The organism is Micromonospora sp. DT227 (assembly GCF_049841835.1).
GTDB lineage: Bacteria > Actinomycetota > Actinomycetes > Mycobacteriales > Micromonosporaceae > Micromonospora.
In genome coordinates this window covers 116,553-141,546 of record NZ_JBNCLA010000005.1, presented here as the reverse complement: position 1 = coordinate 141,546, position 24,994 = coordinate 116,553, and the positions used below count along the sequence as shown (strand labels likewise).

Genomic DNA, 24,994 nt, shown 5'->3' with positions numbered 1-24,994 from the left:
CCGTCCCCACTCTATGGCCTACCTCACGGCAGGGTCCAGCGCTGGTTGGCGGCCCCGGTGCAGGTCCACAGGTGCACCGGCGTGCCGTCGGCCGAGTTGTTGCCGGACACGTCCAGGCACTTGCCGGACTGCGGGTTGCGGACGGTGCCGTCGGTGCGCGCCGACCAGTTCTGCGCGCCGCTGCCGTTGCACGTGTAGAGCTGGATCTTGGTGCCGTCGGCGCTGCCGCCGCCGGCGACGTCCAGGCACTTGCCCAACGCCTTCACCGGCCCGTTCGGGGTCACCGTCCACGTCTGGGCCGTGGACCCGTTGCAGGTGTAGAGCTGGATCTGGGTGCCGTCGGCGGTGGCCGCGTTGCGCACGTCCAGGCACTTGCCGGCCAGGCCCTTCACCGGGCCGGTGCCGGCCGTGCCGCCGCCCCGCACCAGCGTGAAGTCGTCCACGTCGAACAGCCCGGACCCGCTGCCGGTGAACGTCAGGTACACCGTCTGGGTCCCCGACGGCACCCCGCTCAACGCGGTGGTGACGTCGGCGAACGTGGTCCAGCTCCCGGTGTTCGGCACCGCCACCTGGCCGAGCAGCGTGCCGGTCGGCGAGCCGGTGCGCACGCCGATGGTGCCGCCGGGGCCGCCGGAGACCACCCGGGCCCGCAGCGACGTCACGCCGGTCAGGTCCAGGTTCTGGTACGCGGCCCAGTCGCCCGGGTCGACGTACCCCAGGGTCTGCCCGCCGTTGGCGCCGGCCTTGGCGAACGCGCTGACGCCGCTGGCCGAGCTGAACGCCTCGGCCTGGACGGTGGTGGTGCCGCCCGGCGGCGGGGTGCCGCCCAGTTCCTTGATCCGGATGTTGCGGAACGACGCGTCGTCGCCGGTGCCGTGGTTCTGGATGCCGATGTGCCCGGCGAGCGACCGGACCGGGTCGGTGTTGGTGAAGTCGTTGACGCGCACGCCGTTGAGGAAGACCTGCAACCGCTCGCCCTCGACCAGGATCTCGTAGGTGTTCCACTCCCCCGCCGGGTTCAGCGCCGCGTCCCGGGCGGCCAGGTCGGCGGACTTGAAGCCGTAGATCGCGCCGGTGGTCTTGTCCGCCGAGTCGGTGGGGTCGATCTGCACCTCGTAGCCGTTGTTCACCGCCGAGTTCGGGTCGCTCGACGGTGGGAAGCCGACGAACACCCCGGAGTTGTCGTCGCCGGCCAGCCGCCAGTCCAGCTTGAGCGAGTAGTTGGTGAACTGCTTCGCGCTGTACCAGTAGAGGCCCATGCCGCCGACCGAGGTGAGCGTGGCGTCGCTGTTGGTGAAACTGCCCGGCCCGGCCTGCGACCAGCCGGTGGTGCCGCCGTCGTAGAGCGCGGTGTAGCCGGTCTCCGGCCGGCAGTCGGCCTTCGTGCGGCCGGCGGCGTAGCGGATGCCGCCGAGCAGGTGCGCCCGGAACGCCGCGTCGGCGTAGGACGCCTGGGTGTGCCCGCCGCCGGTGTAGAACGACCGGCCGCCGCTGTACGTCTTGCACCAGGCGTGCGGGTGGTCGCCGCCCATCGAGCCACCGCTGTACGTGGACTCGTCGAGGCTGGCCAGCACGTGCGCGGTGGAGCGCGCGTTGGTGCGGTAGTCGTACCACTCGTCGGTGCGGTTCCACCGCTGCGGCAGGTGCGCGGTGGCGGCGTGCGCCCGGTCCTCCACCTTGACGGTGGCCGGCTGGATCGCCGGGTGGGACGCGAACCAGGCGCCGACCAGGTTGCCGTAGAACGGCCAGTCGTACTCGGTGTCGGCGGCGGAGTGCACGCCGACGTACCCGCCGCCACCGCCGATGTACGACTCGAACGCGGCCTGCTGGGTCGCGTTGAGCACGTCGCCGGTGGTGTTGAGGAAGATCACCGCCTCGAAGCGGGCCAGGTTGGCGGTGGTGAACTGGGTGGCGTCCTCGGTCGCGGTGACGGTGAAGTTGTTCGCCGCGCCCAGGTCGCGGACGGTCTGCGTGCCGACCGCGATGGAGTCGTGCCGGAAGCCGGCGGTCTTGGAGAAGACCAGCACGTCGTACGGGGCGTCGGCGGCGCTCGCCGGGGTTCCGGCGACGGTGGCGGCGACGGCGGTCACCGCCACCAGCGCGGTACGGAGGAGTCTCATCGGTGTTCTCCTTGCCATCCTCACGGCAGCGTCCACTTCTGGTTGGCGGCGGCGGTGCAGGTCCACAGGTGCACCGGCGTGCTGTCGGCCGAGTTGTTGCCGGACACGTCCAGGCACTTGCCGGACTGCGGGTTGCGGACCGTGCCGTCGGCCTGTGCCGACCAGTTCTGCGCGCCGCTGCCGTTGCACGTGTAGAGCTGGATCTTCGTGCCGTCGGCGCTGGCGCCGCCGGCGACGTCCAGGCACTTGCCGTACGCCTTGACCGTCGAGTTCGGCGTCACGGTCCAGGACTGCGCGGCGGTGCCGTTGCAGGTGTAGAGCTGGATCTGGGTGCCGTCGGCGGTGGCCGCGTTGCGCACGTCGAGGCACTTGCCGGCCAGGCCCTTCACCGGGCCGGTGCGCACGCTCGACGTGGTGAACGTGAACGCGTCCAGGTCGTAGAGCGCCCCGGTGCCGCCGGCGAACGTGAGGTAGAGCGTGGTGGTGCCGGCCGGCGGGTTGGTGATCGTGCCGGTGACCGTGGTGAACGAGTCCCAGGCGCCGGTGACCGGGACGGTGGCCGAGCCGAGCACGGTGCCGGTGGCGGAGCCGGCCCGCACCTGGAGCGTGCCACCCGCGCCGGCCGAGGAGACCCGGGCGCTGAAGCCGGTGGCGTCGGCGAGCAGGTACGGCTGGAACGCGATCCAGTCGCCGTTGTTGATGTCGCCGACGGTCTTGCCGCCCTCCGCGGTGCCCTTGTCGAACGTGTTGATCCCGGACGAGGTCTTGAAGTGCTCGGCCTGCCGGTGCCGGGGCTGGAGCGTGTGCTGGGTGTGCGTGGTGAGGCCGCCGGCGTCGGTGTACTCGGCGTCGAAGATGGCGAAGATGTTCGCCGCGTCGTCGTGCTCGCCGTCGACCGGGATGGCGATCGTGCCGGTGCAGCCGGTGGCCGAGGTGATCTGGTGGCCGTGCTGGTCGTGCCCGAGCACGTAGGTCATCTTGACCTTGGTGCAGTCGATCGTGCCGTCCTCCGGGTCGGTGACGGTGATCCGGAACGGCACCGTGTCGCCGAAGGAGAACAGCTTGCCGTTGCCGGGCGTCTCGATGACCACGGTCGGCGCGGTGTTGCCCACGGTGATCGTGACGCTGGCGGTGCCGGTGGCGCCCTGCGGGTCGCGGACGGTCAACGTGGCGGTGTAGCGGCCGTTGGCGGCGTAGGTGTGCGACGGGTTGGCCGCCGTGGAGGTGCCACCGTCACCGAACGCCCAGGCGTACGTCAGCGCGCCGCTCTCCGGGTCGGACGAGCCGGCCGAGGAGAACGCCACGGTCAGCGGCGCGGTGCCGGAGGTCTTGTCGGCGGCGGCGCGGGCCACCGGGGCGCGGTTGCCGCCGCCCAGGTAGTCGAAGCGGTACAACGCCGAGTTGGCGTCCCCGTTGAAGTAGCCGGTGCCGTAGTCGAGCACGTAGTAGGCGCCGTCCGGGCCGAACGCGGAGTCCATCACCTGCTTGCCGGTCCACGGGAACGCGTCGATGGTGCCGGGTGAGCCGTCCGCGTTGACGTGGATCGGCTTGATCCAGCCGCGGCCGAACTCGGTGGCGAAGAACTGCCCGTCGAAGGACTGCGGGAACTTGGTGGTGGACGGGTTCGCCGCGTCGTACCGGTAGACCGGGCCGCCCATCGGCGACTCGGAGCCGCCGCCGAACTCGGGCGGGCTGCCGGCGTCGCCGGCGTAGCGGATCCAGGCCGGCTTGGCGGCCGGCAGCGTGGTCAGGCCGGTGTTGCGGAACGAGTTGTTGGTCGGGCCGCCGGTGCAGTTGAACTTCGCGCCGGCGGTGCCGGTGGCGAAGTCCCACTCGGCGTACGTCTCGGCGGCCGTGTTGGTGCCGGTGCAGTACGGCCAGCCGTAGTTGCCCGGCCCGGTGACCCGGTCGAACTCGACCTGCCCGGACGGGCCGCGCGCCGAGGTGGTGCCGGCGTCCGGCCCGTAGTCGCCGACGTAGACGACGCCGGTGGCCTTGTCGACGCTCATCCGGAACGGGTTGCGGAAGCCCATGGCGTAGATCTCCGGGCGGGTCTTCGCGGTGCCGGGCGCGAAGAGGTTGCCGCTCGGGATCGAGTACGTGCCGTTGGCGTTGACCTTGATGCGGAGGATCTTGCCGCGCAGGTCGTTGGTGTTGCCGGCGCTGCGTTGCGCGTCGTACCCGGGGTTGCGGTTGGTCCGCTCGTCGATCGGGGCGTAGCCGGCGGAGTCGAACGGGTTGGTGTCGTCACCGGTGGAGAGGTAGAGGTTGCCGGCGGCGTCGAAGTCGATGTCGCCGCCGACGTGGCAGCAGAGTCCGCGGTCGGCCGGCACGTCGAGCACGTCGACCTTGCTGGTCTGGTTGAGCGTGAAGTCGGCGTTGAGCGTGAACCGGGAGAGCCGGTTGACGCCCTGCCAGGCGGAGAAGTCGGTGCCGGTGGCCGGCGCGTCCCCGGCCGGGGTGGACAGCGGCGGCGCGTAGTAGAGGTAGATGTGCCGGTTGGTGGTGAAGCCGGGGTCGACGCCGACGCCCTGCAACCCCTCCTCGTCGTGGGTGTAGACCGGCAGCGTGCCGATGACGGTGGTGACGCCGGCCGCGTCGGTGCGGCGCAGCGTGCCGTTGCGGGCGGTGTGCAGGACCGACCGGTCGGGCAGCACCGCGAGGGAGATCGGCTCGCCGGTCTCGGCGACGCCGCGGGCGAGTTCGACCTGCTGGAAGTCGCTCGCCGAGATGGGGTGGGCGGACGCCGGGACGGGCGTCGTGGCCAGCGTGACGGTGCCGGCGGTGATCGCGAGCAGCAGCGCCGCGCCGGCGGCGAGCCGTCGTCGGGCCCGAGGGTGGGGGTGGTGGTGGGGGTGGCTGGACATGCCGTGCAGTCCTTCCTGACGCGCGCAGCCAGGACCGGGCGCGCGTCGCGCCGGATGCCGAAAGGGGGAGCGTTGTGCTGGCCACGACATTAGGACCTTTCGATCGACCTGTCCATAGCTTCTGATCGATCAGCTTTGACTTTTGACGTGTCACGACAAAAGTCGGGTCAGGCGCGGCGCTCGACGGCGTGTTCCGCGAGCGTGGCCAGCGCCCGCCGCGCCGGTGCCGCCAGCGGCAGCCTGTCCAGCGCGACAAGCGCCGCGTCCGCCCGCGCGCGGATCATCCGCTCCACCGCGTCCCGCGCGCCCGACGCCTCGATGAGCGCGCGGACCTCGGCCGCCCCCGCCTGGTCCAGGGCCGGATCGCCGACCAGCGCCCGCAGCCGGGCCGCGCCGGCCGGACCGACCGCCGCCCGGGCCAGCGCCAGCAGCACCGTCGGCTTGCCCTCCCGCAGGTCGTCCATGGTCGACTTGCCGGTCACCGCCGGGTCCCCGAACACGCCGAGCAGGTCGTCGCGGAGCTGGAACGCGTCCCCCAGCGGATCACCGAAGCCGGCCAACGCGGCCACCACGTCCGGCGTCGCGCCGGCCAACGCGGCCCCCACCTGGATCGGCCGGGTCACCGTGTAGCGGGCCGTCTTCAGCCGCACCACGGTGAGCGCGCTCGCCACCGAGCCGTCACCGGTCGCCGCCACCACGTCCAGGTACTCTCCCGCGATCACCTCGGCCCGCATCCGGGCCAGCAACGGATGCCCCCGGCGCAGCCGCTCGGCCGGCAACCCGCAGCCGTGGAACATCTGGGCCGACCAGGTGGCGCAGAGGTCGCCGCAGAGCAACGCCGCCGCCCGCCCGTACGCCGCCGGATCGCCCGACCAGCCCGCGCCGGCGTGCAGCCCGGCGAAGTGCCGGTGCAGCGTCGGCTCGCCGCGCCGCCGGTCGCTGCGGTCCAGGATGTCGTCGTGGATCAGCGCGAACGCGTGGAACAGCTCCAGCGCCGACGCGGCGACCACGATCGGCCGCCCGTCCGGGCCGCCGGAGCCCCGCCAGCCCCAGTAGCAGAACAGCGGGCGCAGCCGCTTGCCCCCGGCCAGGACGAACCGGCGCAACGCGGTGTGGACGGCCCCCGTACCGTCGTCCGGCCGACCCGGCCGCCGCGCGTCCAGGAACGCGGCGAGCGCGGCGTCGAAGCGGCCCCGCAGCAGGGCCGGGTCGGTCCGGTCGACGGCGACGGTCATGGGGCCTCCCGGGCCAGTCCGGCGAGCTGGAGCAGCAACGCCTTGACGTCCGTCGCCGCGACCCGGGAGCGGGCCGCGGCCGGGTCGGAGCAGAGCAGCACCGGCCCGTCCGCCGGGTCGGCGGGCAGCCGGCCGTGCGAGCCGCGTACCGCCCGCGCCCCGGCGTCCAGCCCGACCACGCTCATCAGGTAGCGCATCCCCAGCTTCTTGCGGGCCAACGCCACCGCCGCCCGGCGCTTCGCCGCACCCGGGGCGGCCGGGTCGAAGAACAGCTCCGCCGGGTCGTAACCCGGCTTGCGGTGGATCTCGACCAACCGGGCGAAGTCGGGCGCCCGCGCGTCGTCCAGCCAGTAGTAGTAGGTGAACCAGGCGTCCGGCTCGGCCACCAGCACCAGCTCACCGGCGCGGGGATGGGCCAACCCGTACCCGGCCTGCCCGGCCGCGTCCAGCACCTCGGCGACGCCGGGCAGCGCGGCACAGCGCTTCGCCACCGCCGGCACGTCCGCCGGGTCCCGCACGTAGACGTGCGCCACCTGGTGGTCGGCCACCGCGAAGGCCCGTGACGTCCACGGGTCGAGGTACTCCATCCCGGCCTGCGTGTAGACGCGCAGCAGCCCCTCGGCGCGCAGCATCCGGTTGACGTCCACCGGGCGGGAGACGTCGGTGATGCCGTACTCGGAGAGCGCCACCACTGTCGCGTCGCGCTCCCGCGCCGCGTCCAGCAGCGGCCCGAGCACCGCGTCCAGCTCCGCCGCCGCGACGGCGGCCTGCGGCGCGGACGGCCCGAAGCGTTGCAGGTCGTAGTCGAGGTGCGGCAGGTAGACCAGGGTCAGGTCGGGGGCATGGTCGGCCAGGATCCGCTGCGCGGCCCGGCTGATCCACGCCGACGACGGCAGCCCCGCGCCCGGCCCCCAGTAGGTGAACAGCGGGAACGTGCCGAGCGCGTCGGTGAGCGTGTCGTGCAGCTCCGGCGGGTCGGTCCAGCAGTCCGGCTCCTTGCGCCCGTCGGCGTGGTAGACCGGGCGTGGCGTGACCGTCCAGTCGACGTCCGCGCCCATGGCGTACCACCAGCAGACGTTGGCGACCCGGTAGCCCGGCTCGACCCGGCGCGCCGCCTGCCACACCTTCTCGCCGCCGACCAGCGCGTGGTGCTGCCGCCAGAGCAGCACCTCGCCGAGGTCCCGGAAATACCAGCCGTTGCCCACCACGCCGTGCCCGGCGGGCGGCTCGCCGGTCAGGAACGTGGCCTGCGCCGAACAGGTCACCGCCGGCAGCACGGTGCCCAGCTCGGCGACGAAGCCGGCCTCGGCCACCGCGCGCAGCCGGGGCATGTGCGCCAGCAGGCGCGGCGTCAACCCGACCACGTCGAGCACCACCAGCCGCCGGCTCATGAGGGCACTCCGGCCGCCGTGGCCAGCCCCAGGCCGGTCAGCTCGTCGCGGGCGAAGGCCAGTTCGGCGGCGATGCCGGCGGCCAGCTCCGCGTCGCCGCGCGGCCGACGTGCCACCGGCAGCACCCCCCAGGTGTACGTCTCCACGTCGAGGTGGTCGCAGCCGGCGGCCGGGCCGGCGAACAGCGCGGCGAGCGCGGCCCGCAGCACCGGCACCGTGGAGCGCAGCGGCGGCTCGGGTGGGGCGTGCAGCGGCACGTGGTAGTGCACCCGCCACGCCCCGGGCAGTCGCGCGTCGAGTGCCGCGTCCAGGTCGTCGGCGGCGTACGCCGGGTCGGCCGGATCGGTGGCCCCGGCGCAGCCCGCCGCGCGGGTCTGGTGCAGGAACCGTGGCTCGACGAAGCGGCGCAGCGCGGCGGTCGCGCCGGCCGGGTCGGGGGCCTCGACGGCGGCGGAGACCTGCACCTTGACCACCGGCAGGCCGGCGTCGCGCAGCCGGGCCAGCGCGTCGGCCGGCGCCTCCCACGCGCACGCCAGGTGCGCCAGGTCCAGGCAGATCCCGAGCCGCTCGGTATCCATGGCTGACAATACCGCGCGGGCCTGTCCGGTGGACTCCACCAGACACCCCGGTTCCGGCTCGAAGCCGACCCGGACCACCCGGCCGGTGTCCCGCTGCACGTCGGCCAGCCCGGCGGCGAGCGCGTCGAGCATCCGCCGCGCCGACTCGGCCCGGCCGGCGTCCCACGGCGTACGCCAGGCCACCGGCAGCGTGGAGACCGAACCGCGCGCCGCGTCGTCGGGCAGCAGGTCGGCCAGCACCCGGGCCAGGTCCAGCGTGTACGCCAGCCGCGCCGGGGTGGTCCAGTCCGGCTGGTACACCGCGCCCTTGACCACCGGGGCCTGGAACGCCGCGTACGGGAAACCGTTGAGCGTGACCACCTCCAGCCCGCGTGCGGTCAGCTCGTGACGCAGTCGGCGGCGGGCCGCCGGGTCGGCGGCGAGCGCGGCGGCGGCCGGGGCGGCCAGCCACAGTCCCAGCCCGAGCAGGTCGGCGTCGAGCCGGCGACGTACCGCGACCGCGTACGTGTCGAGCTGGGCGAGGATGCCCGGCAGGTCCTCGGCGGGGTGCACGTTGGTGCAGTAGCCGAGATGGACGGTGCTGCCGTCGGCGTGCCGCAGCCGCATCACTCGCCCCCGCGCCGGATCGAGTTGCCGGCGAAGGTGGGCGCGGGCGCGTCCACGTCGCTGAGATCGAGCCGGCCGGACTGGCCGTAGAACTCCACCGGGTTGCGCCACAGCACCCGGTCCACGTCGTCGGCGTCGAACCCGGCGGCCAGCATCGCCTCCCCGGTGTCCCGGGTGAGCAGCGGGTCGGAGCGCCCCCAGTCGGCGGCGGAGTTGACGAGCATCCGTTCCGTCCCGTACGTCTTCAGCAGCTCGACCATCCGCGGCGGCGACATCTTCGTCTCCGGGTAGATCGAGAAGCCCAGCCAGCAGCCGGTGTCCCGGACCAGCTTCACGGTCACCTCGTTGAGGTGGTCGACAAGCACCCGCCCGGGCGCGATGCCCGACTCGGCGACCACCGCGAGCGTGCGTTCGACGCCGCGTGCCTTGTCCCGGTGCGGGGTGTGCACCAGCGCGGGCAGGTCGTGCGCGACGGCCAACGCGAGCTGACCGGCGAACGCGGCGTCCTCGGCCGGGGTCATCGCGTCGTAGCCGATCTCGCCGACCGCGACCACGCCGTCCTTGTCCAGATAGCGCGGCAGCACGTCGAGCACCGGCCGGCAGCGCGGGTCGTTGGCCTCCTTCGGGTTCAGCGCCACGGTGGCGTGGTGCCGGACGCCGAACTGCCCGGCCCGGAACGGCTCCCAGCCGACGAGCGAGTCGAAGTAGTCGACGAAGCTGTCCACGCTGGTGCGCGGCTGGCCCAGCCAGAACGCCGGCTCGACCACCGCGCGCACCCCGGCGGCGGCCATCCGCTCGTAGTCGTCGGTGGTCCGGGACGTCATGTGGATGTGCGGGTCGAAGATGCGCATGTCACGCCTCCGTGGTGGGGATGGTGAGCCGGTCCAGCAGGTCGGCGGCGTCGGCGGGCATGCTCCGGCCGGCGGCGTGCCGCTCGGCGGCGTACCCGGCCAGCATCTGCGCCAGCTCGCCGTCGGCCCGGTCGGTCAGGCTGTCGACCACGCCCAGCGGCACGCCGGTGAACACGCACTTGAGCACCGCCTGCCGCCAGGCCGGCTGTTCCAGGTGCCGGGCGTAGGGGCCGAGCGCGGCGGCGACCAGCCGGGTGTCGTTGGTGCGGATCGCGTCGTGCAGCAGCGGCACGCACTCCGCCCCGATCGGCAGCAGCGGCAGTGCCCGCAGCACGGCCCGTCTCTCGGCCGCGTCGCCCTCCCGGTAGAGCGTCTCGGCCACGCCGGCGTGCCCGGTGGGCAACGCGGTGAGCAGCAACGCGCGGGCCGCCTCGTCGACCGTCCAGCCGGGCGGGTCGGGCACCGGCCCGCGCCCGCACCGCCGGGCGGCGGCGGCGAAGTAGCGCGGGATCGCCGCGGGTTCGGTCGCGACGCGGCGCAACGCCGCGTCCAGCCACTGCGGATCGGGTACGCCCCGCAGCGCGGCGCGCAGTCGGTCGGGTGTCATGCCGTCTCCCCTCTGCCGGGTGGTGGATGGTGGTCGCCTCACCGCCCCTCGCCGCGCCGGGCGGCGGCGCGCAGGAACTCGAGTGAGCGGGCGGCGACGGTCGGGGCGGCGTGCGAGTGCCGGGGCAGTTCCACCGCGACCAGCCCCTGGTAGCCGGCGTCGGCCAGCGCGGCCAGCACCGGCGGGAAGTCGATCTCCCCGGTGCCGAACTCCAGGTGCTCGTGCACGCCCCGGCGCATGTCGTCGATCTGCACGTTGACCAGGTGGTCGGCGACCGCCGCCACGCAGTCGGGCACCGGCAGCGGTTCCAGGCAGCGGCAGTGTCCGATGTCGAGCGTGATGCCGAAGCCGGGCGGCGCGTCGAGCGCGTCGCGCAGCCGCCACCAGCCGGCGATGTCCTCGACCAGCATGCCGGGCTCGGGTTCGAAGCCGAGCGGCACGCCGGCCGCCGCCGCCTCGGCGCAGACCGTGGCGCAGCCGGCGACCAGGCGCTCCCACGCGACCGGTGGCGGCACCTCCGGCGGGCGTACGCCGGCCCAGCAGGAGACCGCCTCCGCGCCCAGGTCCGCGCCGATCCGGACCGCCCGGCGGAGGAACTCGACGCGGCGGCCCGGCTCGTCGTGCAGCAGCGTCGGGGCGTGCTTGTGCCACGGGTCGAGCAGGTAGCGGGCGCCGGTCTCGACCACCACGGCCAACCCGAGCGCGTCCAGCCGGCGGCGCACGGCGGCGACCCGGCCGGCCAGCCCGCTGGCGAACGGGTCCAGGTGGTCGTGGTCCAGGGTGAGCGCCACACCCTCGTAGCCGAGGTCGGCGAGCACCGCGAGCGCGTCGTCGAGCCGGTGGTTGGCGAAGCCGTTGGTGCCGTACCCGAACCGCAGCCGGCTCGGCGCGGGCCGGCGGGGCGCGGCGGCCGGCGTCCCGGTGGTCATGTCGGCGAGACCAGCCGGGCCAGGCGGCGGCCGAGCGGCGCGGCGGCGGCCACCGCGAGGCCGAGCAGCCCGACACCGGCGCGGGCGGTCAGCGCGCCCTGCAACGCGGGCAGCCCGGTGATGCCGGCGCCGACCGCGGCGCGCACCCGGGCCGGCGACGGGTCGGCGAGCACCCGGGCCTGCGCCCGCCCGTACCGCACGGCGTAGCCGGCCGCGAGCGCCACCGGCACCACCGCACCGAGCCGAAGGAAGGGCCCCCGCTTAACGCATTCGGTAGAGGAGGGGGCCCCGCTTAACACGGTCGGCCGGCCCGGGGCGGCGAGCGCGATCAGCGCGGTGCCGGCCAGGGTGAGGCCCGGCAACCGCCGGTCCGCCACCCCGGTCACCTCGCGGCGGGACAGCGCGGTGACGGTCCAGGTGTGCGCGGCGACGGTAAGCGCCGCCGGCAGCGCCCGCAGCAACGCCGGTCCGACGCTCCCGCCCGACCCGCCGGCACCCCGGCCGCAGCCGGTGCCGGACGGTCCGCCGCCGGGCCACCGGTCGCCGCCTGCGGCGCATCCCCGGGCGGTCGGGGTCGTGGTCGCGCCGAGCAGCACGTCCAGCCCTCGGCAGGCGGCCATCACGGCGGGACCGGCCGTGGTGTCCTTCGCGCGCAGGTCGTACCCCCAGATGGTGGCCGCGAGCGGGACCGCGACGGCCGCCGCGCGGACGCCCCCGGCGGCGGTGGCGACGGCGAGGCCGGCGGCGGTCAGGCCGCCGGCCAGGCCGAGCGCGACGGTGGGGCGGACCCGGCCGGACGGGATCGGCCGCTCCGGGCGCTCCACCGCGTCGAGCCGCCGGTCCGCCCAGTCGTTGGCGGCCATCCCGGCCCAGTAGAGCAGCACCGACGCGCCGGCCAACGCGGGCGTACGCCGGCCGAGCGTCCCGGCCGACGCGGCCCCGGCCAGCACGTCCCCGGGCACGGAGAGCGCGGCCGGCGCGCGGACCAGCTCGGCCAGGTCGGCGAGCCGGGTCACCGGGCCGCCTCCGCGTGCAGGCCGGCCACGAAGTCGCACAGCACCGCCCACTGCTCACCGAGCGCGTGGCCGGTGTCGCCGAGCGGGTCCTTGAAGAAGAACGCCAGCTCGGCGAGGGGGCCTTGGCGGCCGGCGGCGTGCGCGGCGGCGGTCAGCCGGGCCAGGTCGAGCACCAGCGGGGCGGCCAGCGCCGAGTCGCAGCCGTGCCAGGTGAACTCCATCCGCATCCCGGTGCCCAGGAAGCCGGCGAACGTGACCAGGTCCCAGGCGGTCTTGAAGTCGCCCAGCTCCTCGACGTAGTCGATCCGGGTGCTGCCCTGCGGCAGGTAGCCGAGCGTCTCGGCGAGCACCCGCTGCTTGCTGCCCACCTTGGCGGCGTTGGCGGCCGGCTCGGCGAGTGTCGCGCCGTCGCCGCCGCCGAGCAGGTTCGTCCCGGACCAGGAACGCACCGCCAGGTGCCGCATCGCGAACATCGGCGCGAGCACCGACTTGAGCAGCGTCTCGCCGGTCTTGCCGTCGTGCCCGGCGTACGGCAGGCCGCGCTCGTCGGCCAACGCGGCCAGCGCCGGCAGCCGGGCGCCGGTGGACGGGGTGAAGTCGACGTACGGGCAGCCGGCGGTGAACGCCGCGTACGCGTACCGGGAGCTGGCCGGCAGCACGTCGAGCGCGGCGCGCAGCGCGGTCAGGTCGTGGTGGGCCGGGTGCGGGGCGGGCGCCGGCTCGGTGGCGGCCACGTTGACCACCACCACCCGGTCCAGGTCGTAGCGGCGGCGGAAGTCGGTCAGGTCGTCGACCACGGCGGCGATCCGCGTGGCCGGGTCGCCCTCGATCGGCGCGGGTCGCAGCGCCGCCTCGACGTCGGCCAGCTCCGGCGCGACGGCGTCGGCGAGCCGGCCGGGCAGCACGCCGGCGACGGCGAGCGCCTCGGCGCGTTTGGTCAGCGGGGTGGCGACCACGTCGTGGCCGCCGAAGACGAGGTCGGCGAGGCCCGGCAGCGCGGGACCCCGCAGGTCGGGCAGTTCGGTGACGCAGCCGGTCGGTGCGGTGAGCCCGGCCCGTAGGGCGAGCGCCCCGACCACGCTTGTGGTCGCGACCGAACCACGTGCTCCCACCAGCCAGACACCCGTACGCATCGCGTTACCTCCCCAGGTCGGTGCCGGTCCACCGGTGCGGCCGGGGAATCCCGGTCCGGCCGCACCGGAGGGCCGTGCTGGTCGTGCCCCCCGGAGGACTCCGGCGGCACGCTCCCCGACGCCGGCCTCGTGCCCGTCGCGGGGCGCAACCGCGGTGGGCCCTCGCCGGCCGGCGCCGGAAGGGTGTCGGCGGCGCTCCCGCGCCGCGCGGAGTGGGCGGATGGTTAAGCGGGGCCCCCTCCTCTACCGGAGGCGTTAAGCGGGGCCCCTTCCTTCGCCACCTCCGTGAAGGCGGCGTCGGCGGCGGAGCGCTCGACCGCGTCCAGTACGAGCTGCACCTGCAACGCGTCGGCGAACGACGGGGTCGGGTCGGTTGCGGTGGCGACCGCCTCGACGAAGTCGCGCATCTGGTGCGTGAAGGAGTGCTCGTAGCCGATGATGTGGCCGGGCGGCCACCACGCGTCCAGGTACGGATGCTCCGGCTCGGTCACCAGGATCCGGCTGAACCCCTGCTCGGCGGCGGGCCGGGTGGCGTCCAGGAACTCCAGTTCGTTGAGGCGTTCCAGGTCGAACACCACGCTGCCGCGTGAGCCGTTGATCTCGACCCGCAGCGCGTTCTTGCGGCCGGTGGCGAAGCGGGTCGCCTCGTACGTGGCGAGCGCGCCACCGTCGAGCCGGGCCACGAAGACCGCGGCGTCGTCCACGGTGACCGCACCGGTGCCCCGGCCGTTGCCGTCGGCCTGCGCGGCCAGGCCGCTCGACCCGGCCGGCAACGGCCGCTGCTTGACAAACGTCTCGGTGAGCGCGCTGACCCCGCTGACGAGCTGCCCGGTGACGTACTGGGTCAGATCGATGATGTGCGCGCCGATGTCGCCCAGCGCGCCGGAGCCCGCCCGGTCCTTCTGCAACCGCCACACCAGCGGGAACTGCGGATCGACGATCCAGTCCTGGAGGTAGACCGCCCGGACGTGCCGGATCTCGCCGAGCCGCCCGTCGGCGACGAGCTGCCGCATCAGGGCGACCGCGGGCACCCGCCGGTAGTTGAAGCCGCACATCGCGCGGACCCCGGACGCCCGGGCCCGGGCCGCGGCGGCGGTCATCTCCCGGGCCTCGGCGACGGTGTTGGCCAGCGGCTTCTCGCACAGCACGTGCTTGCCCGCGGCCAACGCGGCGAGGGCGATCTCGCGGTGGCTGTCCCCCGGCGTGCAGATGTCCACCACGTCGATCTCGTCGGACTCGACGAGTCGCCGCCAGTCGGTGGTGTACCCGTCCCAGCCGAGCCGGTCGGCGGCCTCGGCCACCTTCGGTTCGTCCCGGCCGCAGACGAGCGCCATCCGCACCCGCGCCGGCAGGTCGAACACGCGGTTCACGGTGCGCCACGCCTGCGAGTGCGCGGCGCCCATGAACGCGTAGCCGACCATGCCGACCCGCAGGATGCTGTCGTGACTGGACAAGCTGGGTCTCCCCCCGTGTGTGTCAGAACCCGAGCTTCAGGTAGTCGCCCGAGTTCTCCTTGGTGATCGTCTCGGAGGAGAGCACGATCTCCTTCGGTACCTGGAGTTCCACCAGGTCGGACATGCCCTTGCCCTGCCCGATCAGCCGGGCCAGGGAGATGGCCGAGGAGGCCATCGACGGGCTGTAGGTGACGGTCGCCTTCAGCACCGTGTTGTCGGCGGCGATGTCCTCCATGGCCTTCTTCGAGCCGGCGCCGCCGACCATGAAGAACTCCTTGCGGTTGGCCTGGGTGACGGCGGCGAGCACGCCGATGCCCTGGTCGTCGTCGTGGTTCCAGACCGCGTCGATCTTCGGCAGCGCCTGGAACAGCCCGGTGGCGGCCTGCTGGCCGGAGTCCACGGTGAACTCGGCCGGCCGGCGGTTGGCCACCTTCAGCCCGTACGAGGCGAGCGTGTCGGCGAAGCCCTTGGAGCGTTCCTGGGTCAGCTCCAGCGACTCGATGCCGGGGATCTCACCGATCACCGGGTTGCTGACGCCCTTCGCCTTGAGCTGCTCGGCGATGTAGGTGGCGGCGGCCACCCCCATGCCGTAGTTGTCGCCCTTGATCTGGAGCCGGTATGCCTTGGGGTCGGGGAACGCCCGGTCCAGGTTGACCACCGGGATGCCGGCCTTCATCGCCTCCAGGCCGAACGCGTTGAGTTCCTTGCCGTCGTGCGGCAGCAGGACGATCACGTCCGGCTTCTGGGAGATCAGCGTGGACAGCGCCGCCCGCTGGGCCGCCGCGTCCGCGCCGGCCTCCACCGACTTCAGCTCCACGTCGGAGTACGCCCCGGCCTGCGCCTTGGCGTTGTTGGTGATGGCGGCGATCCAACCGTGGTCGGCGGCCGGGGCGGAGAAGCCGATGGTCACCTTCTTGCCCGGTTCGGCGGCGGCGCCGGTCGCGGCGGCCTTGGTCTGCGCCTCGGTCGGGGACTGCTCGTTGCTCGTGCAGCCGGCGAGCAGCACCCCGGCGGAGACGGCGGCCCCGCCGAAGAGCAACCGGCGGCGTGACAGGTCACTTGTCATGACGGCTCCCTGATGAGGTGGTGGGGGTGATTTCGGGTGCGGTGGGCCGGGCCACCGTCTGCGCGACGGCGGCCTGGTGGTGCGGTGGGTCAGGTGGTGGTGGCCCGGTTGCGGGCGAGGAACTGGGTCAGGCTGCGGAACTGCACCTGCTGGACCAGGACGGCGGCGACGATGATGCCGCCCTTGACCATGTTCTGGGCCTCGGCGGAGAGGTTGTTGATGGCGAACAGGTTGGTGATCGTGGAGAAGATGATCACCCCGAGCAGGGAGCCGATGATGGTGCCCCGCCCGCCGCTGAGCAGCGTGCCGCCGATGATCGCGGCGGCGATCGCGTCCAGCTCGTAGAGGTTGGCCATCGCCGCCTGGGCGGAGGTGGCCTGCGCGGTCAGCATCACCGCGGCGATGCCGCAGCAGAGGCCGGAGAGCGCGTAGAGCAGCACGGTGTGCCGGCGTACGTTGATGCCGGCGAGCCGGGCCGCCTCCGGGTTGCCGCCGACCGCCACCGTGCGGCGGCCGAACGTGGTCCGGTTGAGCAGCACCCACCCGGCCGCCACCACCGCGATCAGGATGTAGACGAGCAGCGGGATGCCGAGCACGTTGGTGGTGGCGATGCCGTTGATGAACGAGCTGGTGGAGACCTGGGTCTGCTTGTCGGAGATCTCCGCCGCCAGCCCTCGGGCGGCCACCAGCATGGCCAGCGTGGCGATGAACGGCACCAGCCGCCCGTACGAGATGAGCAGGCCGTTGACCACGCCGACGGCCAGCCCGACGGTGAGCGCGCTGAAGATCATGCCGCCGGCGCCGTAGCTCTGGGTGGCGAGCGTGGTGGACCAGACGCCGGCCAGCGCCACGATCGCGCCGACCGACAGGTCGATGCCGCCACCGATGATCACGAAGGTCATGCCGACGGTGACCACGCCGACCACCGAGGCGAGCTTGAGGATGGTGAGCGTGTTGCCCCACACCCAGTTCGGGTCGCCGTACAGGTCGGGGCGGGTCAGGATGCCGATGACCACCAGCACCACAAGCGTGGCCAGCAGGCCGAGGTTGCGCTTCGCGCCCTCCCCGCCGTCGCCGCGCCACCAGGAGAGCCGGGCCGGCGCGTCGACCTTGGCGGTCTCCGCCCGGTCCACCGGCGGCGACTGCGCGGGCAGCGTGGTGTGGGTATCGCTCATGCCGGTGCGCCTTCCATGAGGGACCCCGCCATCACGAGGTCGAGCACGGTGTTCTCGTCGAGTTCGCCGGCCGGGGCCTCCCGAACCACCCGGCCCTCCCGCATCACCAGCACCCGGTCGGCCAGGCCCAGCACCTCGGGCACCTCGCTGGAGACCAGCAGCACCCCGACGCCCCGGGCGGCCAGGTCGCGGATCACCTGGTACAGCTCGGCGCGGGCGCCCACGTCCACGCCCCGGGTCGGCTCGTCGAGCAGCAACAGCCGGGTGTCCCCGAGCAGCCACCGGCCGACCACCACCTTCTGCTGGTTGCCGCCGGAGAGTGTGCGCACCGGCCGGCGAACGTCCCGGGGGCGCAGCTCCAGCGCGGCGGCGATCCGGTCCGCCTCGGCCCGTTCCCGCCCGGCGTCGGTGAAGCCCAGGCGGGCGTACCTGCCGAACGTGGCGAGCGTGACGTTGCGGTAGATCGGCTCGCCGAGGAGCAACGCCTGGCTCTTACGCTCCTCCGGGGCCATGCCCATGCCGGCCCGGACCGCCGCGCCCACGCTGCCCGGCCGCAGTGCCTGGCCGGCCAGCCGGACCGTCCCGGCGTGCGCCCGGCGGGCCCCGAAGATGGTCTCCAGCAGCTCGGAGCGGCCGGAACCGACCAGCCCGGCGATCCCGACGATCTCCCCGGCCCGCACGCCGAGCGAGACGTCGGCGAACTCGCCGTGCCGGGTCAGCCCGTCCACCCGGAGCAGCTCCGCGCCGGCACGGTCGTCGGCCGGGCGCTGCGGGAAGACGTACTCGATGGTCCGCCCGGTCATCCGGGCGACCAGGTCGCGGGTCGGGGTGTCGCGCGCCGGCAGGCTCGCCGCCGTGGTCCGGCCGTCCTTGAGTACGGTCACCCGGTCGCCGATCTCGCGGATCTCCTCCATCCGGTGCGAGATGTAGATGACCGCGATGCCCTGCGCGGTGAGTTCCCGGATGATCCGGAACAGGTTGCCCACCTCGTCGTGGGCCAGCACCGCGCTCGGCTCGTCCATGATGATCAGTCGGGCCTCGTGGGACAGCGCCCGGGCCATGCTGACGATCTGCTTGCCGGCCGCCGGCAGGTGCCGCACCAGCCGCCCGGGCGGGATCTCCGCGTGACCCAGCCGGGCCAGGATCTGCCGGGTCCGCCGGGCCATGTGCCCGCGCCTGACGAAGCCGAGCCGGCGCGGCTCGTGGCCGAGGAACGCGTTCTCCGCCACCGACAGGTCGTCGACCAGGTCGAGTTCCTGGTAGATGGTGGCGATGCCGGCGCGCATGGCGGCCTGCGGGTTGGCGAACGCGGCCGGTTCGCCGCGCCACACCACCTCGCCGGAATCCGGCCGGTGCACACCGGCGAGCACCTTGATCAGGGTGGACTTGCCGGCGCCGTTCTGCCCCAGCAGGCAGTGCACCTCGCCGGCCCGCACCTCCAACTGCACGCCGCCCAGCGCGCGTACGCCGGGAAACGTCTTCACCACGTCGGTGAGGCGCAGCACCACCTCGCCCGCGACGGCGTCGGCGGGCGCCTCGACCAGCGGTTCCTTCCCGGTCATCTCCCCCTCCTCGGTCATGCGGTGCTGGTCGGGCATGCCCTCACGGCCCTCGCTCCGCTCGGTGCGCTCGGTCATGCCGTGCTGGTCGGGCATGCCCTCACGGCCCTCGCTCCGCTCGGTGCGCTCGGTCATGCGGCTTCCCCGAACGCGACGTCGCTGGCGAGCACGGCCGCGCCGGCGACGCCGGCGCGCGGGCCCAGCTCGGAGAGGACGACCGGCAGGTTGCCGGTGGCCAGCGGCAGCGAGCGGCGGTAGACCACGCTGCGGATCTCGGCGAGCAGAATGTGGCCGAGCTGCGCGAGCCCGCCGCCGATCACGATCATGGACGGGTTGGTGAAGCTGACCAGCCCGGCCAGCACGCTGCCGACCCGCCGGCCGCCGTCGCGGATGAGCTGGATGCAGGTGACGTCGCCCTCGATCGCGCCCTGCGCCACGTCCAGCGCGGTCACCGCGCCCCGGGCGGCGAGCCGCTCGACCAGGGCCGGTGAGACCTCAGCGCGGGCCGCGGCGGTCGCCTCCCGGGCCAGTGCCGCGCCGCTGAACACCGCCTCCAGGCAGCCGAGGTTGCCGCAGGAGCACATCGGGCCGTTCGGGTCGACCTGGATGTGGCCGATGTCGCCGGCGCAGCCGTCGGTGCCCCGGTAGACCTCGCCGTGCAGGTAGATGCCGCAGCCGATGCCGGTGCCGATCTTGATGAAGAGGAAGTCGTCGACCGAGTGGGCGACGCCGCCGTGCCGCTCGCCGATCGCCATGATGTTGACGTCGTTGTCGACCACGGCCGGGCAGCCGTGCTCGCGGGTCAGCAGCTCGCGGACCGGGAAGCGGTCCCAGCCCGGCATGATCGGTGGCGAGACCGGCACCCCGTCGCGGAAGCTCACCGGGCCGGGCACGCCGATGCCGATCGCGTCGAGCCGCTCGTACGCGCCGTCCACCTTGGCCTTGTGCAGCAGGTCGTTGACCCGTTGCAGGGTCACCTTGGGGCCGGAGCGGATGTCCGCCGGTTCGGTGTACGCGGTGACCGGCTCCAGCCGGCCGTTGACCACCTCGACGTCGATCGAGCTGGCGCCCAGGTCGACCGAGGCGAAGCGCAGGTGCGGGCTCAGCTCGACCAGCGTGGAGCGGCGTCCGCCCCGGGAGGCGGCCAACCCGGCCTCGGCCACGTAGCCGAGGGAGACCAGCCGCTCCAACTCGGCGAGCAGCCGCGGGCGGGGCATCTGGAGGCGGTCACCGAGCTCGGCGCGGGAGATCGCGCCCTGGTCCCGGAGCAGCCGCAGGAGCCGTACGTGCAGGGGATCGACCGTCCGCACCGGCAGTCACCTCCGCATCGGAGTCGTTCACATCGACGCAATGCCGAGGTGTTGTGTCCGACACAGTAGGAGCCTTCCGGGTCGCCTGTCCATAGCTTCAGCGCATTTGGCGAAAACTTCTGTCCGTATGAACAAAAGCGCCTTCCGGATCATGAAAACGCGCTACCCCGCCCGGTTCGACCGGGCGGGGCGGCGGCGTTCGAGGTCAGCGTGGTGCGGGCGCGTTGCGCTTCTTCCGCAGCTTGCGGTCGTCGCGCAGCTCGACGTAGGGCTCCTTGTCCTCGGGGAGGCCGGCGGCGATGGCGCGGCTGCGCTCCAACTCGGCGTCGAACTCGGCGCCGAGCAGGATGGCCACGTTGCTCAGCCAGAGCCAGACCAGGAAGATGATCACTCCGGCCACCGCGCCGTACGTCTTGTTGTACGAGCCGAAGTTGCTCACGTAGAGCGCGAACAGGCCGGACACCACCAGCCAGAGCACCACGGCCAGGATCCCGCCCGGGCTGACCCAGCGGAAGCCGCCGTGCCGGGCGTTCGGCGACGCCCAGTAGAGGATCGCGAACATCAGGCTGACCAGCATCAACAGCACCGGCCACTTGGCGATGTTCCACACCGTGACCGCGGTGGAGCCGAGCCCGATGGCGTTGCCGGCCTGCTCGGCCAGCCCGCCGGTGAACACCACGATCACGGCGCTGATCAGCAGCATCACGCCGATCACCGCGGTCACGCCGAGCCGGATCGGCAGCGTCTTCCAGATCGGCCGCCCCTCCGGCACGTCGTAGATGCTGTTCGAGGCGCGCATGAACGCGGCGACGTAACCGGAGGCCGACCAGAACGCGGCGACCAGACCGATCACCGCCGCGATGCTCGCCAGCCCGCCGGACTGGCCGGCCTGGTCGATCGCGCTCTCGATGATCTTCCGGGTGTTCTCCTCCGGCACCGCCTGGCCGACCGTGTCCCGGACGCCGTTAGTAGCCCGCTCACCGAGCAGGCCGAGCACGGAGATCAACACCAGCACGCCGGGGAAGATCGAGAGCACCCCGTAGTAGGTGAGCGCGGCGGCCCAGTCGGTCAGGCTGTCGTCCTGGAACTCCCGGACGGTCCGCTTGAGCGTCGCCACCCAGCCCGGACCCGGCAGGTCGGTCGGGCTGTCCGGACCGTCGTCCGGCCCCACCGGCCCGGTGCGCTCGCGCCCCTCGCGGGCGGGAGACTCGTCGCTGGCCATCGCACCTCCCTCGTCGTCGTGTCGTCACTGCACGACTTGCCCCGAGGTCGGGTCGGGTAACCAGCCACCTCCCGGACAACCTGCCGGTACGCCGGAACGGGCGGGGCCGCATGAGCGGGGCGGCCGGGCGGGGGTCATCCCCGTCACACCGCCCCGGTGTGGTCAGCGGGTGGGGAGCCGGTCGACGAACGCGCGCCAGGCGTCGGGCGCGAAGGCCAGCACCGGGCCGGCCGGGTCCTTGGAGTCACGCACCGCGACCTCGGCGGGTCGGGCGTCCGCCACCTCCACGCAGGCTCCGCCTGCGGCGTTGCTGCGGCTGCTCTTGCGCCACCGGGCGTTGCTCAGGTCCATGTCTCCGCCACCTCCGTCAGGAATTCGAGGGACTGCTGGTGCGACAGTGCCTCACCGCGGACCGACTCCCACACCTCGACCATCTGCCGCACGTGGTCGACGCGGTCGATCACCTGCGCGTGGAGCTGCCCCTCCTGGTAGACCACGTCCTCGCCGTGCGGCGGGGTGGCGATCACGAACGGGCCGCTGACGCCAGCGTAGGCACCGACAGTGAGCGGCACAACGTGGATCCGTACCCGGGGCAGCCCCGTGCCGGCCTTCACCAGGTGGCGCACCTGCTCGCGCATCACCTCCGGCCCGCCGACGCTCCGGCGCAGCACGTGCTCGTCGACGACGAAGGTGAGCAGCGGCGGCCGGTCCCGGGTGAGCAGCGGTTGGCGGTCCAGCCGCGTCGTCACCTGCTGCTCCACCTCGTCCGGCGCGAACAGCCGGCCGCCGGAGAGCAGCGCGCGGGCGTACCCCTCGGTCTGGAGCAGGCCCGGCACGCAGATCGGCTCGAACCAGCGCAGCGCGGTGGCCTCCGCCTCGATGCCGGGCCAGTCGCGGAACCACGGCACCACGGTTTCCCGGCCGATCCGCCGCTGGATGCGCTCGAAGCGGCCGTCCACGCCGAACACCGTGTCGCAGCGGCGGGCGAAGTCCAGGCTCGGGCGGCGCTCACAGGTCTCCACCTTGGCCACCAGCGCGCCGGAATACGTCAGCGCCTCGGCCAACGCCGCCTGGGACATGCCGTTGGCCGCGCGGGCGAGCCGCAGCTCCTCGGCGAAGTGCTCCAGCATGGACGACAGTTCCACGGACAGCCTCCGTACATCCTCGACACACCCGGGAGCCGGCCGGCGGACGCGCTGGTCGTCGCCGTGCCGAACGCCCCACCGTAGTCGCGCCGTCACCAGACTGTCACGCAGCGGAACCGCTCACGGGATCGGACGGCGGGCGGAACCAGGCCGGGGGCGTCGGCGCACGACGAGGTCCGTCGACGCCCCCTCCCACTGCGACGGAGGTACGCCCATGCCCCGGTACCGTCCGCACGTCGCGGCCCGCCCGTCCTGGCGCTGCCGGATCTGCGGCGCGGCCTGGCCGTGCTCCCCCGCCCGGCTGGCGCTGCTCGGTGAGTACCGCGAGGACCGGATCGCGCTGCTGGTGCATCTCGGCACGCTGCTGTGCGAGGCCACCGCCGACCTGGCCGCCGACCGGGACGGCCCCACCCCGCAGGGCCTGGCGCAGCGCTTCGTCGGCTGGGCGCGGGCCCGTTGACCGGTCGCCCGGCCGAACGGGGGCTTGACCCTGACACCGTGTCAGGGCCGAAGGTGAGGGGACCATGTTCAGTATCGGAGAGTTCGCCGGCCTGGGCCGGGTGTCGGTGCGCATGCTGCGCCACTACGACGCCATCGGCCTGTTGCGTCCCGCCCACGTCGACCCGCACAGCGGTTACCGGTTCTACACCGCCGCGCAACTACGCCTGCTCAACCGGGTGACCGCCCTGAAGGATCTGGGCTTCAGCCTCCAGCAGGTGCAGACGCTGCTCGACGAGAAGGTGGATCCCGCCGAGCTGCGCGGCATGCTGCGCCTGCGCCGGGCCGAGCTGGCCACGCGCATGCGGCAGGACACCGCCCGCCTGGCCCAGGTCGACGCGCGACTCCGCATGATCGAGAGCGAGGGACACATGGACACCGGAGACGTCGTCCTGAAGAGCATCCCGGCGATCCGGGTGGCGCAACTGTCCGGCACCGCCGCCGGCTACGACCACCCGACGTCGATCACCGAGAACCTCAGCCCGCTCTATCCCCGGCTGATGGAGCTGCTGGAGCAGCACCGGGTGGACATCACCGGCGCGCCGATCGCCTGGTACGAGCCAGCGCCGGCCGAGCCCGGCGACGAGACGATCCGGGTGCACGCGGCCTTCCCGGTCGGATCGGCCGAGGTGTCCGCCGCCGCCGGCTTCGAGGTGGTCACGCTTCCCCCCATCGCGTACGCGGCGACCGCGCTGCACCACGGCCCGATGTCGGAGGCGTTCCGCACCGGGCAGAAGATCGCCACCTGGATCGACGACAACGGCCACCGGGCGATCGAGCCGGGCTTCGCTCGCGAGGTCTACCTGGACTGCCCACCGGACGACCTCGACCGGTGGGTGACCGAGATGCAGGTGCCGGTGCGCGTCACGACCGTGGCCGAAAGAGTCTGATTCGCCCGATCGCGGAGATCCATCCAGCACGTCGTCGCACCGGTCGAGACCTTCGAGCCGCTCTGACCGATGTCCCGTCGCCCGACGATCACTTCGAGCGGGACATCGCCGACGCCCTCGGCTACGTGACGACCGAACGGACGGATCCGTGGGCCGACGCCTGATCCTCGACACCAACGTCGCCTACGAACGCGGCTCGCTCGACCGCGCCTCCCTCGATGAGGACGAGCTGGCGATCGCCGCCGTCACCGTCGCCGAATACCGGGTCGGCATCGAACTGGCCGACACGGTCGCCCGCGCGGCGGACCGGGCGCGAGCGCTGGCGGCGATCGTCAGCGCGGTCGACGTCCTCGACTACACCGAGGCGACCGCCGCCCACCACGCCCGACTCGTCGCGCACGTACGCCGCGCCGAGACACCGCGCGGCGCCCACGACCTGATCATTGCCGCCCACGCAGCCGAAACCGGACGGATCGTCCTGAGCCGGGACGCCAAAGCACGCTTCGGCGACCTGCCGAACGTCCTGACAACGGAGGTCTGAACGGCGACACCGCGCCGGCGGTCACCCGCGCCACGAAGTGCTAGCATTGCTCTCATCGGCTCCGATGGGAGGAAACTGGTGGCAGCCCTCAGCATCAGAGATCTTGATGATGCGGTCCGCGAAAAGCTGCGAATCCGCGCCGCGCAACACGGCAAGTCCATGGAATCCGAGATCCGGGACATCCTCACCGCGGCCGTTGCCGAGGACGCACCGGGAACCGACCTGTTCAGTGCGCTCACCGCCCGGTTCACCGGGCTCGGTGGCGTCGAGCTGGACCTACCTGCCCGTTCCACTCGACCCCGCGCGGCGAGCCTGCCCGAGTGATGATCGTTCTCGACACCAACGTCGTCTCCGAACTCATGCGGGCTGAGCCCGCGCCAGTGGTGCTGGCGTGGCTCCGGCGGAGTTCAGCCACCGGCCTGTACACCACAGCCGTCACGGTCGCCGAGATCCGCTACGGGATCGCGCGGCTACCGGACGGCCAGCGCCGGGATTCCCTGCAACAAGCGGCCAACGAGATCTTCGCCGCGTTCCCTCGCCAGGTGCTGCCCTTCGACCTCGCAGCAGCCGGCGCCTACGCCGACGTGGTGGCCGGCCGGGACAGGCTCGGCCGGCCCATCGACGGCTTCGACGCCCAGATCGCGGCCATCTGCCGCACTCAGGTCGCCGCACTGGCCACCCGGAACACCAAGGACTTCGCCGACACCGGCATCGAGGTCGTCGATCCCTGGCAGGGGACGGCCGCCGAAGACCGCTGAGCGGCCGGCATCCGTGCAGGCGTCGACACGCTGACCGGGCACA

Annotated in this window: 23 protein-coding genes; 5 read left to right on the top strand and 18 right to left on the bottom strand. The window is 73.3% G+C overall.

The window, feature by feature from the left end; genetic code table 11:
* Positions 1 to 23 precede the first annotated feature (23 nt).
* The 18 genes from ACLQ2W_RS18750 to ACLQ2W_RS18665 all read right to left on the bottom strand — a co-directional run bounded on the left by ACLQ2W_RS18750 (position 24) and on the right by ACLQ2W_RS18665 (position 22,264).
* On the bottom strand, positions 24 to 2,120 hold the full coding sequence (locus tag ACLQ2W_RS18750; protein ID WP_425787545.1) for a ThuA domain-containing protein: 2,097 nt from the start codon (positions 2,118 to 2,120) through the stop codon (positions 24 to 26).
* Between the two features lie 20 nt (positions 2,121 to 2,140).
* The gene (locus ACLQ2W_RS18745) at positions 2,141 to 4,987 is read right to left on the bottom strand and encodes an RICIN domain-containing protein (protein WP_425787544.1); all 2,847 of its coding nucleotides are present in this window, start codon (positions 4,985 to 4,987) and stop codon (positions 2,141 to 2,143) included.
* A gap of 167 nt (positions 4,988 to 5,154) precedes the next feature.
* Positions 5,155 to 6,222: a polyprenyl synthetase family protein gene (locus tag ACLQ2W_RS18740; RefSeq protein ID WP_425787543.1), complete on the bottom strand. Its 1,068-nt coding sequence runs from the start codon at positions 6,220 to 6,222 to the stop codon at positions 5,155 to 5,157.
* On the bottom strand, positions 6,219 to 7,613 hold the full coding sequence (locus ACLQ2W_RS18735) for a nucleotide pyrophosphatase/phosphodiesterase family protein (protein ID WP_425787542.1): 1,395 nt from the start codon (positions 7,611 to 7,613) through the stop codon (positions 6,219 to 6,221). Before ACLQ2W_RS18735 ends, ACLQ2W_RS18740 begins: the two co-directional genes overlap by 4 nt.
* The gene (gene eboE, locus ACLQ2W_RS18730; RefSeq protein ID WP_425787541.1) at positions 7,610 to 8,797 is read right to left on the bottom strand and encodes a metabolite traffic protein EboE; all 1,188 of its coding nucleotides are present in this window, start codon (positions 8,795 to 8,797) and stop codon (positions 7,610 to 7,612) included. The genes ACLQ2W_RS18735 and eboE overlap by 4 nt, the downstream gene beginning before the upstream one ends.
* Complete coding sequence (locus ACLQ2W_RS18725; RefSeq protein WP_425787540.1) at positions 8,797 to 9,648, bottom strand: TatD family hydrolase; 852 nt, start codon at positions 9,646 to 9,648, stop codon at positions 8,797 to 8,799. Before ACLQ2W_RS18725 ends, eboE begins: the two co-directional genes overlap by 1 nt.
* Position 9,649: 1 nt before the next feature.
* Complete coding sequence (locus tag ACLQ2W_RS18720; RefSeq protein ID WP_425787539.1) at positions 9,650 to 10,255, bottom strand: EboA domain-containing protein; 606 nt, start codon at positions 10,253 to 10,255, stop codon at positions 9,650 to 9,652.
* A gap of 38 nt (positions 10,256 to 10,293) precedes the next feature.
* Complete coding sequence (locus ACLQ2W_RS18715; protein WP_425787538.1) at positions 10,294 to 11,184, bottom strand: sugar phosphate isomerase/epimerase family protein; 891 nt, start codon at positions 11,182 to 11,184, stop codon at positions 10,294 to 10,296.
* Positions 11,181 to 12,200: an SCO3242 family prenyltransferase gene (locus tag ACLQ2W_RS18710; protein WP_425787537.1), complete on the bottom strand. Its 1,020-nt coding sequence runs from the start codon at positions 12,198 to 12,200 to the stop codon at positions 11,181 to 11,183. The genes ACLQ2W_RS18715 and ACLQ2W_RS18710 overlap by 4 nt, the downstream gene beginning before the upstream one ends.
* Positions 12,197 to 13,333, bottom strand: coding sequence for an inositol-3-phosphate synthase (locus ACLQ2W_RS18705; RefSeq protein WP_425787536.1), 1,137 nt, complete (start codon positions 13,331 to 13,333; stop codon positions 12,197 to 12,199). The genes ACLQ2W_RS18710 and ACLQ2W_RS18705 overlap by 4 nt, the downstream gene beginning before the upstream one ends.
* Before the next feature lie 224 nt (positions 13,334 to 13,557).
* A complete protein-coding gene (locus ACLQ2W_RS18700) occupies positions 13,558 to 14,754 on the bottom strand; it encodes a Gfo/Idh/MocA family protein (RefSeq protein ID WP_425787871.1) in 1,197 nt (398 codons plus the stop codon).
* 55 nt (positions 14,755 to 14,809) lie between these two features.
* A complete protein-coding gene (locus ACLQ2W_RS18695; RefSeq protein ID WP_405090774.1) occupies positions 14,810 to 15,853 on the bottom strand; it encodes a substrate-binding domain-containing protein in 1,044 nt (347 codons plus the stop codon).
* A gap of 89 nt (positions 15,854 to 15,942) precedes the next feature.
* Positions 15,943 to 17,028, bottom strand: coding sequence for an ABC transporter permease (locus ACLQ2W_RS18690; protein ID WP_281937119.1), 1,086 nt, complete (start codon positions 17,026 to 17,028; stop codon positions 15,943 to 15,945).
* Entirely contained in the window at positions 17,025 to 18,590 is a 1,566-nt protein-coding gene (locus ACLQ2W_RS18685; RefSeq protein WP_425787870.1) for a sugar ABC transporter ATP-binding protein, read from the bottom strand. Before ACLQ2W_RS18685 ends, ACLQ2W_RS18690 begins: the two co-directional genes overlap by 4 nt.
* 128 nt (positions 18,591 to 18,718) lie before the next feature.
* Complete coding sequence (locus ACLQ2W_RS18680) at positions 18,719 to 19,897, bottom strand: ROK family protein (protein WP_425787535.1); 1,179 nt, start codon at positions 19,895 to 19,897, stop codon at positions 18,719 to 18,721.
* 205 nt (positions 19,898 to 20,102) lie between these two features.
* Positions 20,103 to 21,119 carry a YihY/virulence factor BrkB family protein gene (locus ACLQ2W_RS18675; RefSeq protein ID WP_425787534.1) on the bottom strand — a complete coding sequence of 339 codons (1,017 nt, stop codon included), beginning with the start codon at positions 21,117 to 21,119 and terminating at the stop codon, positions 20,103 to 20,105.
* 162 nt (positions 21,120 to 21,281) lie between these two features.
* Positions 21,282 to 21,470, bottom strand: coding sequence for a DUF397 domain-containing protein (locus ACLQ2W_RS18670; RefSeq protein WP_425787533.1), 189 nt, complete (start codon positions 21,468 to 21,470; stop codon positions 21,282 to 21,284).
* Positions 21,461 to 22,264, bottom strand: coding sequence for a helix-turn-helix domain-containing protein (locus tag ACLQ2W_RS18665; protein WP_425787532.1), 804 nt, complete (start codon positions 22,262 to 22,264; stop codon positions 21,461 to 21,463). Before ACLQ2W_RS18665 ends, ACLQ2W_RS18670 begins: the two co-directional genes overlap by 10 nt.
* A 214-nt stretch (positions 22,265 to 22,478) precedes the next feature.
* Between ACLQ2W_RS18665 and ACLQ2W_RS18660 the strand changes: the two genes are divergently transcribed.
* From ACLQ2W_RS18660 to ACLQ2W_RS18640, 5 genes are all read left to right on the top strand, one after another.
* A complete protein-coding gene (locus ACLQ2W_RS18660) occupies positions 22,479 to 22,724 on the top strand; it encodes a flavin reductase (RefSeq protein ID WP_425787531.1) in 246 nt (81 codons plus the stop codon).
* A 64-nt stretch (positions 22,725 to 22,788) separates the two neighbouring features.
* Positions 22,789 to 23,652 (top strand): MerR family transcriptional regulator, encoded by an 864-nt coding sequence (locus ACLQ2W_RS18655; protein WP_425787530.1) that lies wholly within the window; start codon positions 22,789 to 22,791, stop codon positions 23,650 to 23,652.
* 148 nt (positions 23,653 to 23,800) lie between these two features.
* The gene (locus ACLQ2W_RS18650) at positions 23,801 to 24,193 is read left to right on the top strand and encodes a type II toxin-antitoxin system VapC family toxin (protein WP_425787529.1); all 393 of its coding nucleotides are present in this window, start codon (positions 23,801 to 23,803) and stop codon (positions 24,191 to 24,193) included.
* 78 nt (positions 24,194 to 24,271) lie between these two features.
* Positions 24,272 to 24,517 carry a FitA-like ribbon-helix-helix domain-containing protein gene (locus ACLQ2W_RS18645; protein WP_425787528.1) on the top strand — a complete coding sequence of 82 codons (246 nt, stop codon included), beginning with the start codon at positions 24,272 to 24,274 and terminating at the stop codon, positions 24,515 to 24,517.
* On the top strand, positions 24,517 to 24,951 hold the full coding sequence (locus tag ACLQ2W_RS18640; protein WP_425787869.1) for a type II toxin-antitoxin system VapC family toxin: 435 nt from the start codon (positions 24,517 to 24,519) through the stop codon (positions 24,949 to 24,951). The genes ACLQ2W_RS18645 and ACLQ2W_RS18640 overlap by 1 nt, the downstream gene beginning before the upstream one ends.
* Positions 24,952 to 24,994: the final 43 nt, after the last annotated feature.

Excerpts from the sequence above, each read along its gene's own strand:
- ACLQ2W_RS18745 (WP_425787544.1), bottom strand. The coding sequence starts at position 4,987 with ATGTCCAGCCACCCCCACCACCACCCCCACCCTCGGGCCCGACGACGG.
- eboE (WP_425787541.1), bottom strand. The coding sequence starts at position 8,797 with ATGCGGCTGCGGCACGCCGACGGCAGCACCGTCCATCTCGGCTACTGC.
- ACLQ2W_RS18690 (WP_281937119.1), bottom strand. The coding sequence starts at position 17,028 with ATGAGCGATACCCACACCACGCTGCCCGCGCAGTCGCCGCCGGTGGAC.
- ACLQ2W_RS18715 (WP_425787538.1), bottom strand. The coding sequence starts at position 11,184 with ATGACCACCGGGACGCCGGCCGCCGCGCCCCGCCGGCCCGCGCCGAGC.
- ACLQ2W_RS18660 (WP_425787531.1), top strand. The coding sequence starts at position 22,479 with ATGCCCCGGTACCGTCCGCACGTCGCGGCCCGCCCGTCCTGGCGCTGC.
- ACLQ2W_RS18725 (WP_425787540.1), bottom strand. The coding sequence starts at position 9,648 with ATGCGCATCTTCGACCCGCACATCCACATGACGTCCCGGACCACCGAC.
- ACLQ2W_RS18685 (WP_425787870.1), bottom strand. The coding sequence starts at position 18,590 with ATGACCGGGAAGGAACCGCTGGTCGAGGCGCCCGCCGACGCCGTCGCG.
- ACLQ2W_RS18695 (WP_405090774.1), bottom strand. The coding sequence starts at position 15,853 with ATGACAAGTGACCTGTCACGCCGCCGGTTGCTCTTCGGCGGGGCCGCC.
- ACLQ2W_RS18735 (WP_425787542.1), bottom strand. The coding sequence starts at position 7,613 with ATGAGCCGGCGGCTGGTGGTGCTCGACGTGGTCGGGTTGACGCCGCGC.
- ACLQ2W_RS18655 (WP_425787530.1), top strand. The coding sequence starts at position 22,789 with ATGTTCAGTATCGGAGAGTTCGCCGGCCTGGGCCGGGTGTCGGTGCGC.
- ACLQ2W_RS18700 (WP_425787871.1), bottom strand. The coding sequence starts at position 14,754 with ATGGTCGGCTACGCGTTCATGGGCGCCGCGCACTCGCAGGCGTGGCGC.
- ACLQ2W_RS18750 (WP_425787545.1), bottom strand. The coding sequence starts at position 2,120 with ATGAGACTCCTCCGTACCGCGCTGGTGGCGGTGACCGCCGTCGCCGCC.
- ACLQ2W_RS18720 (WP_425787539.1), bottom strand. The coding sequence starts at position 10,255 with ATGACACCCGACCGACTGCGCGCCGCGCTGCGGGGCGTACCCGATCCG.
- ACLQ2W_RS18740 (WP_425787543.1), bottom strand. The coding sequence starts at position 6,222 with ATGACCGTCGCCGTCGACCGGACCGACCCGGCCCTGCTGCGGGGCCGC.
- ACLQ2W_RS18705 (WP_425787536.1), bottom strand. The coding sequence starts at position 13,333 with ATGCGTACGGGTGTCTGGCTGGTGGGAGCACGTGGTTCGGTCGCGACC.
- ACLQ2W_RS18675 (WP_425787534.1), bottom strand. The coding sequence starts at position 21,119 with ATGGCCAGCGACGAGTCTCCCGCCCGCGAGGGGCGCGAGCGCACCGGG.
- ACLQ2W_RS18640 (WP_425787869.1), top strand. The coding sequence starts at position 24,517 with ATGATCGTTCTCGACACCAACGTCGTCTCCGAACTCATGCGGGCTGAG.
- ACLQ2W_RS18670 (WP_425787533.1), bottom strand. The coding sequence starts at position 21,470 with ATGGACCTGAGCAACGCCCGGTGGCGCAAGAGCAGCCGCAGCAACGCC.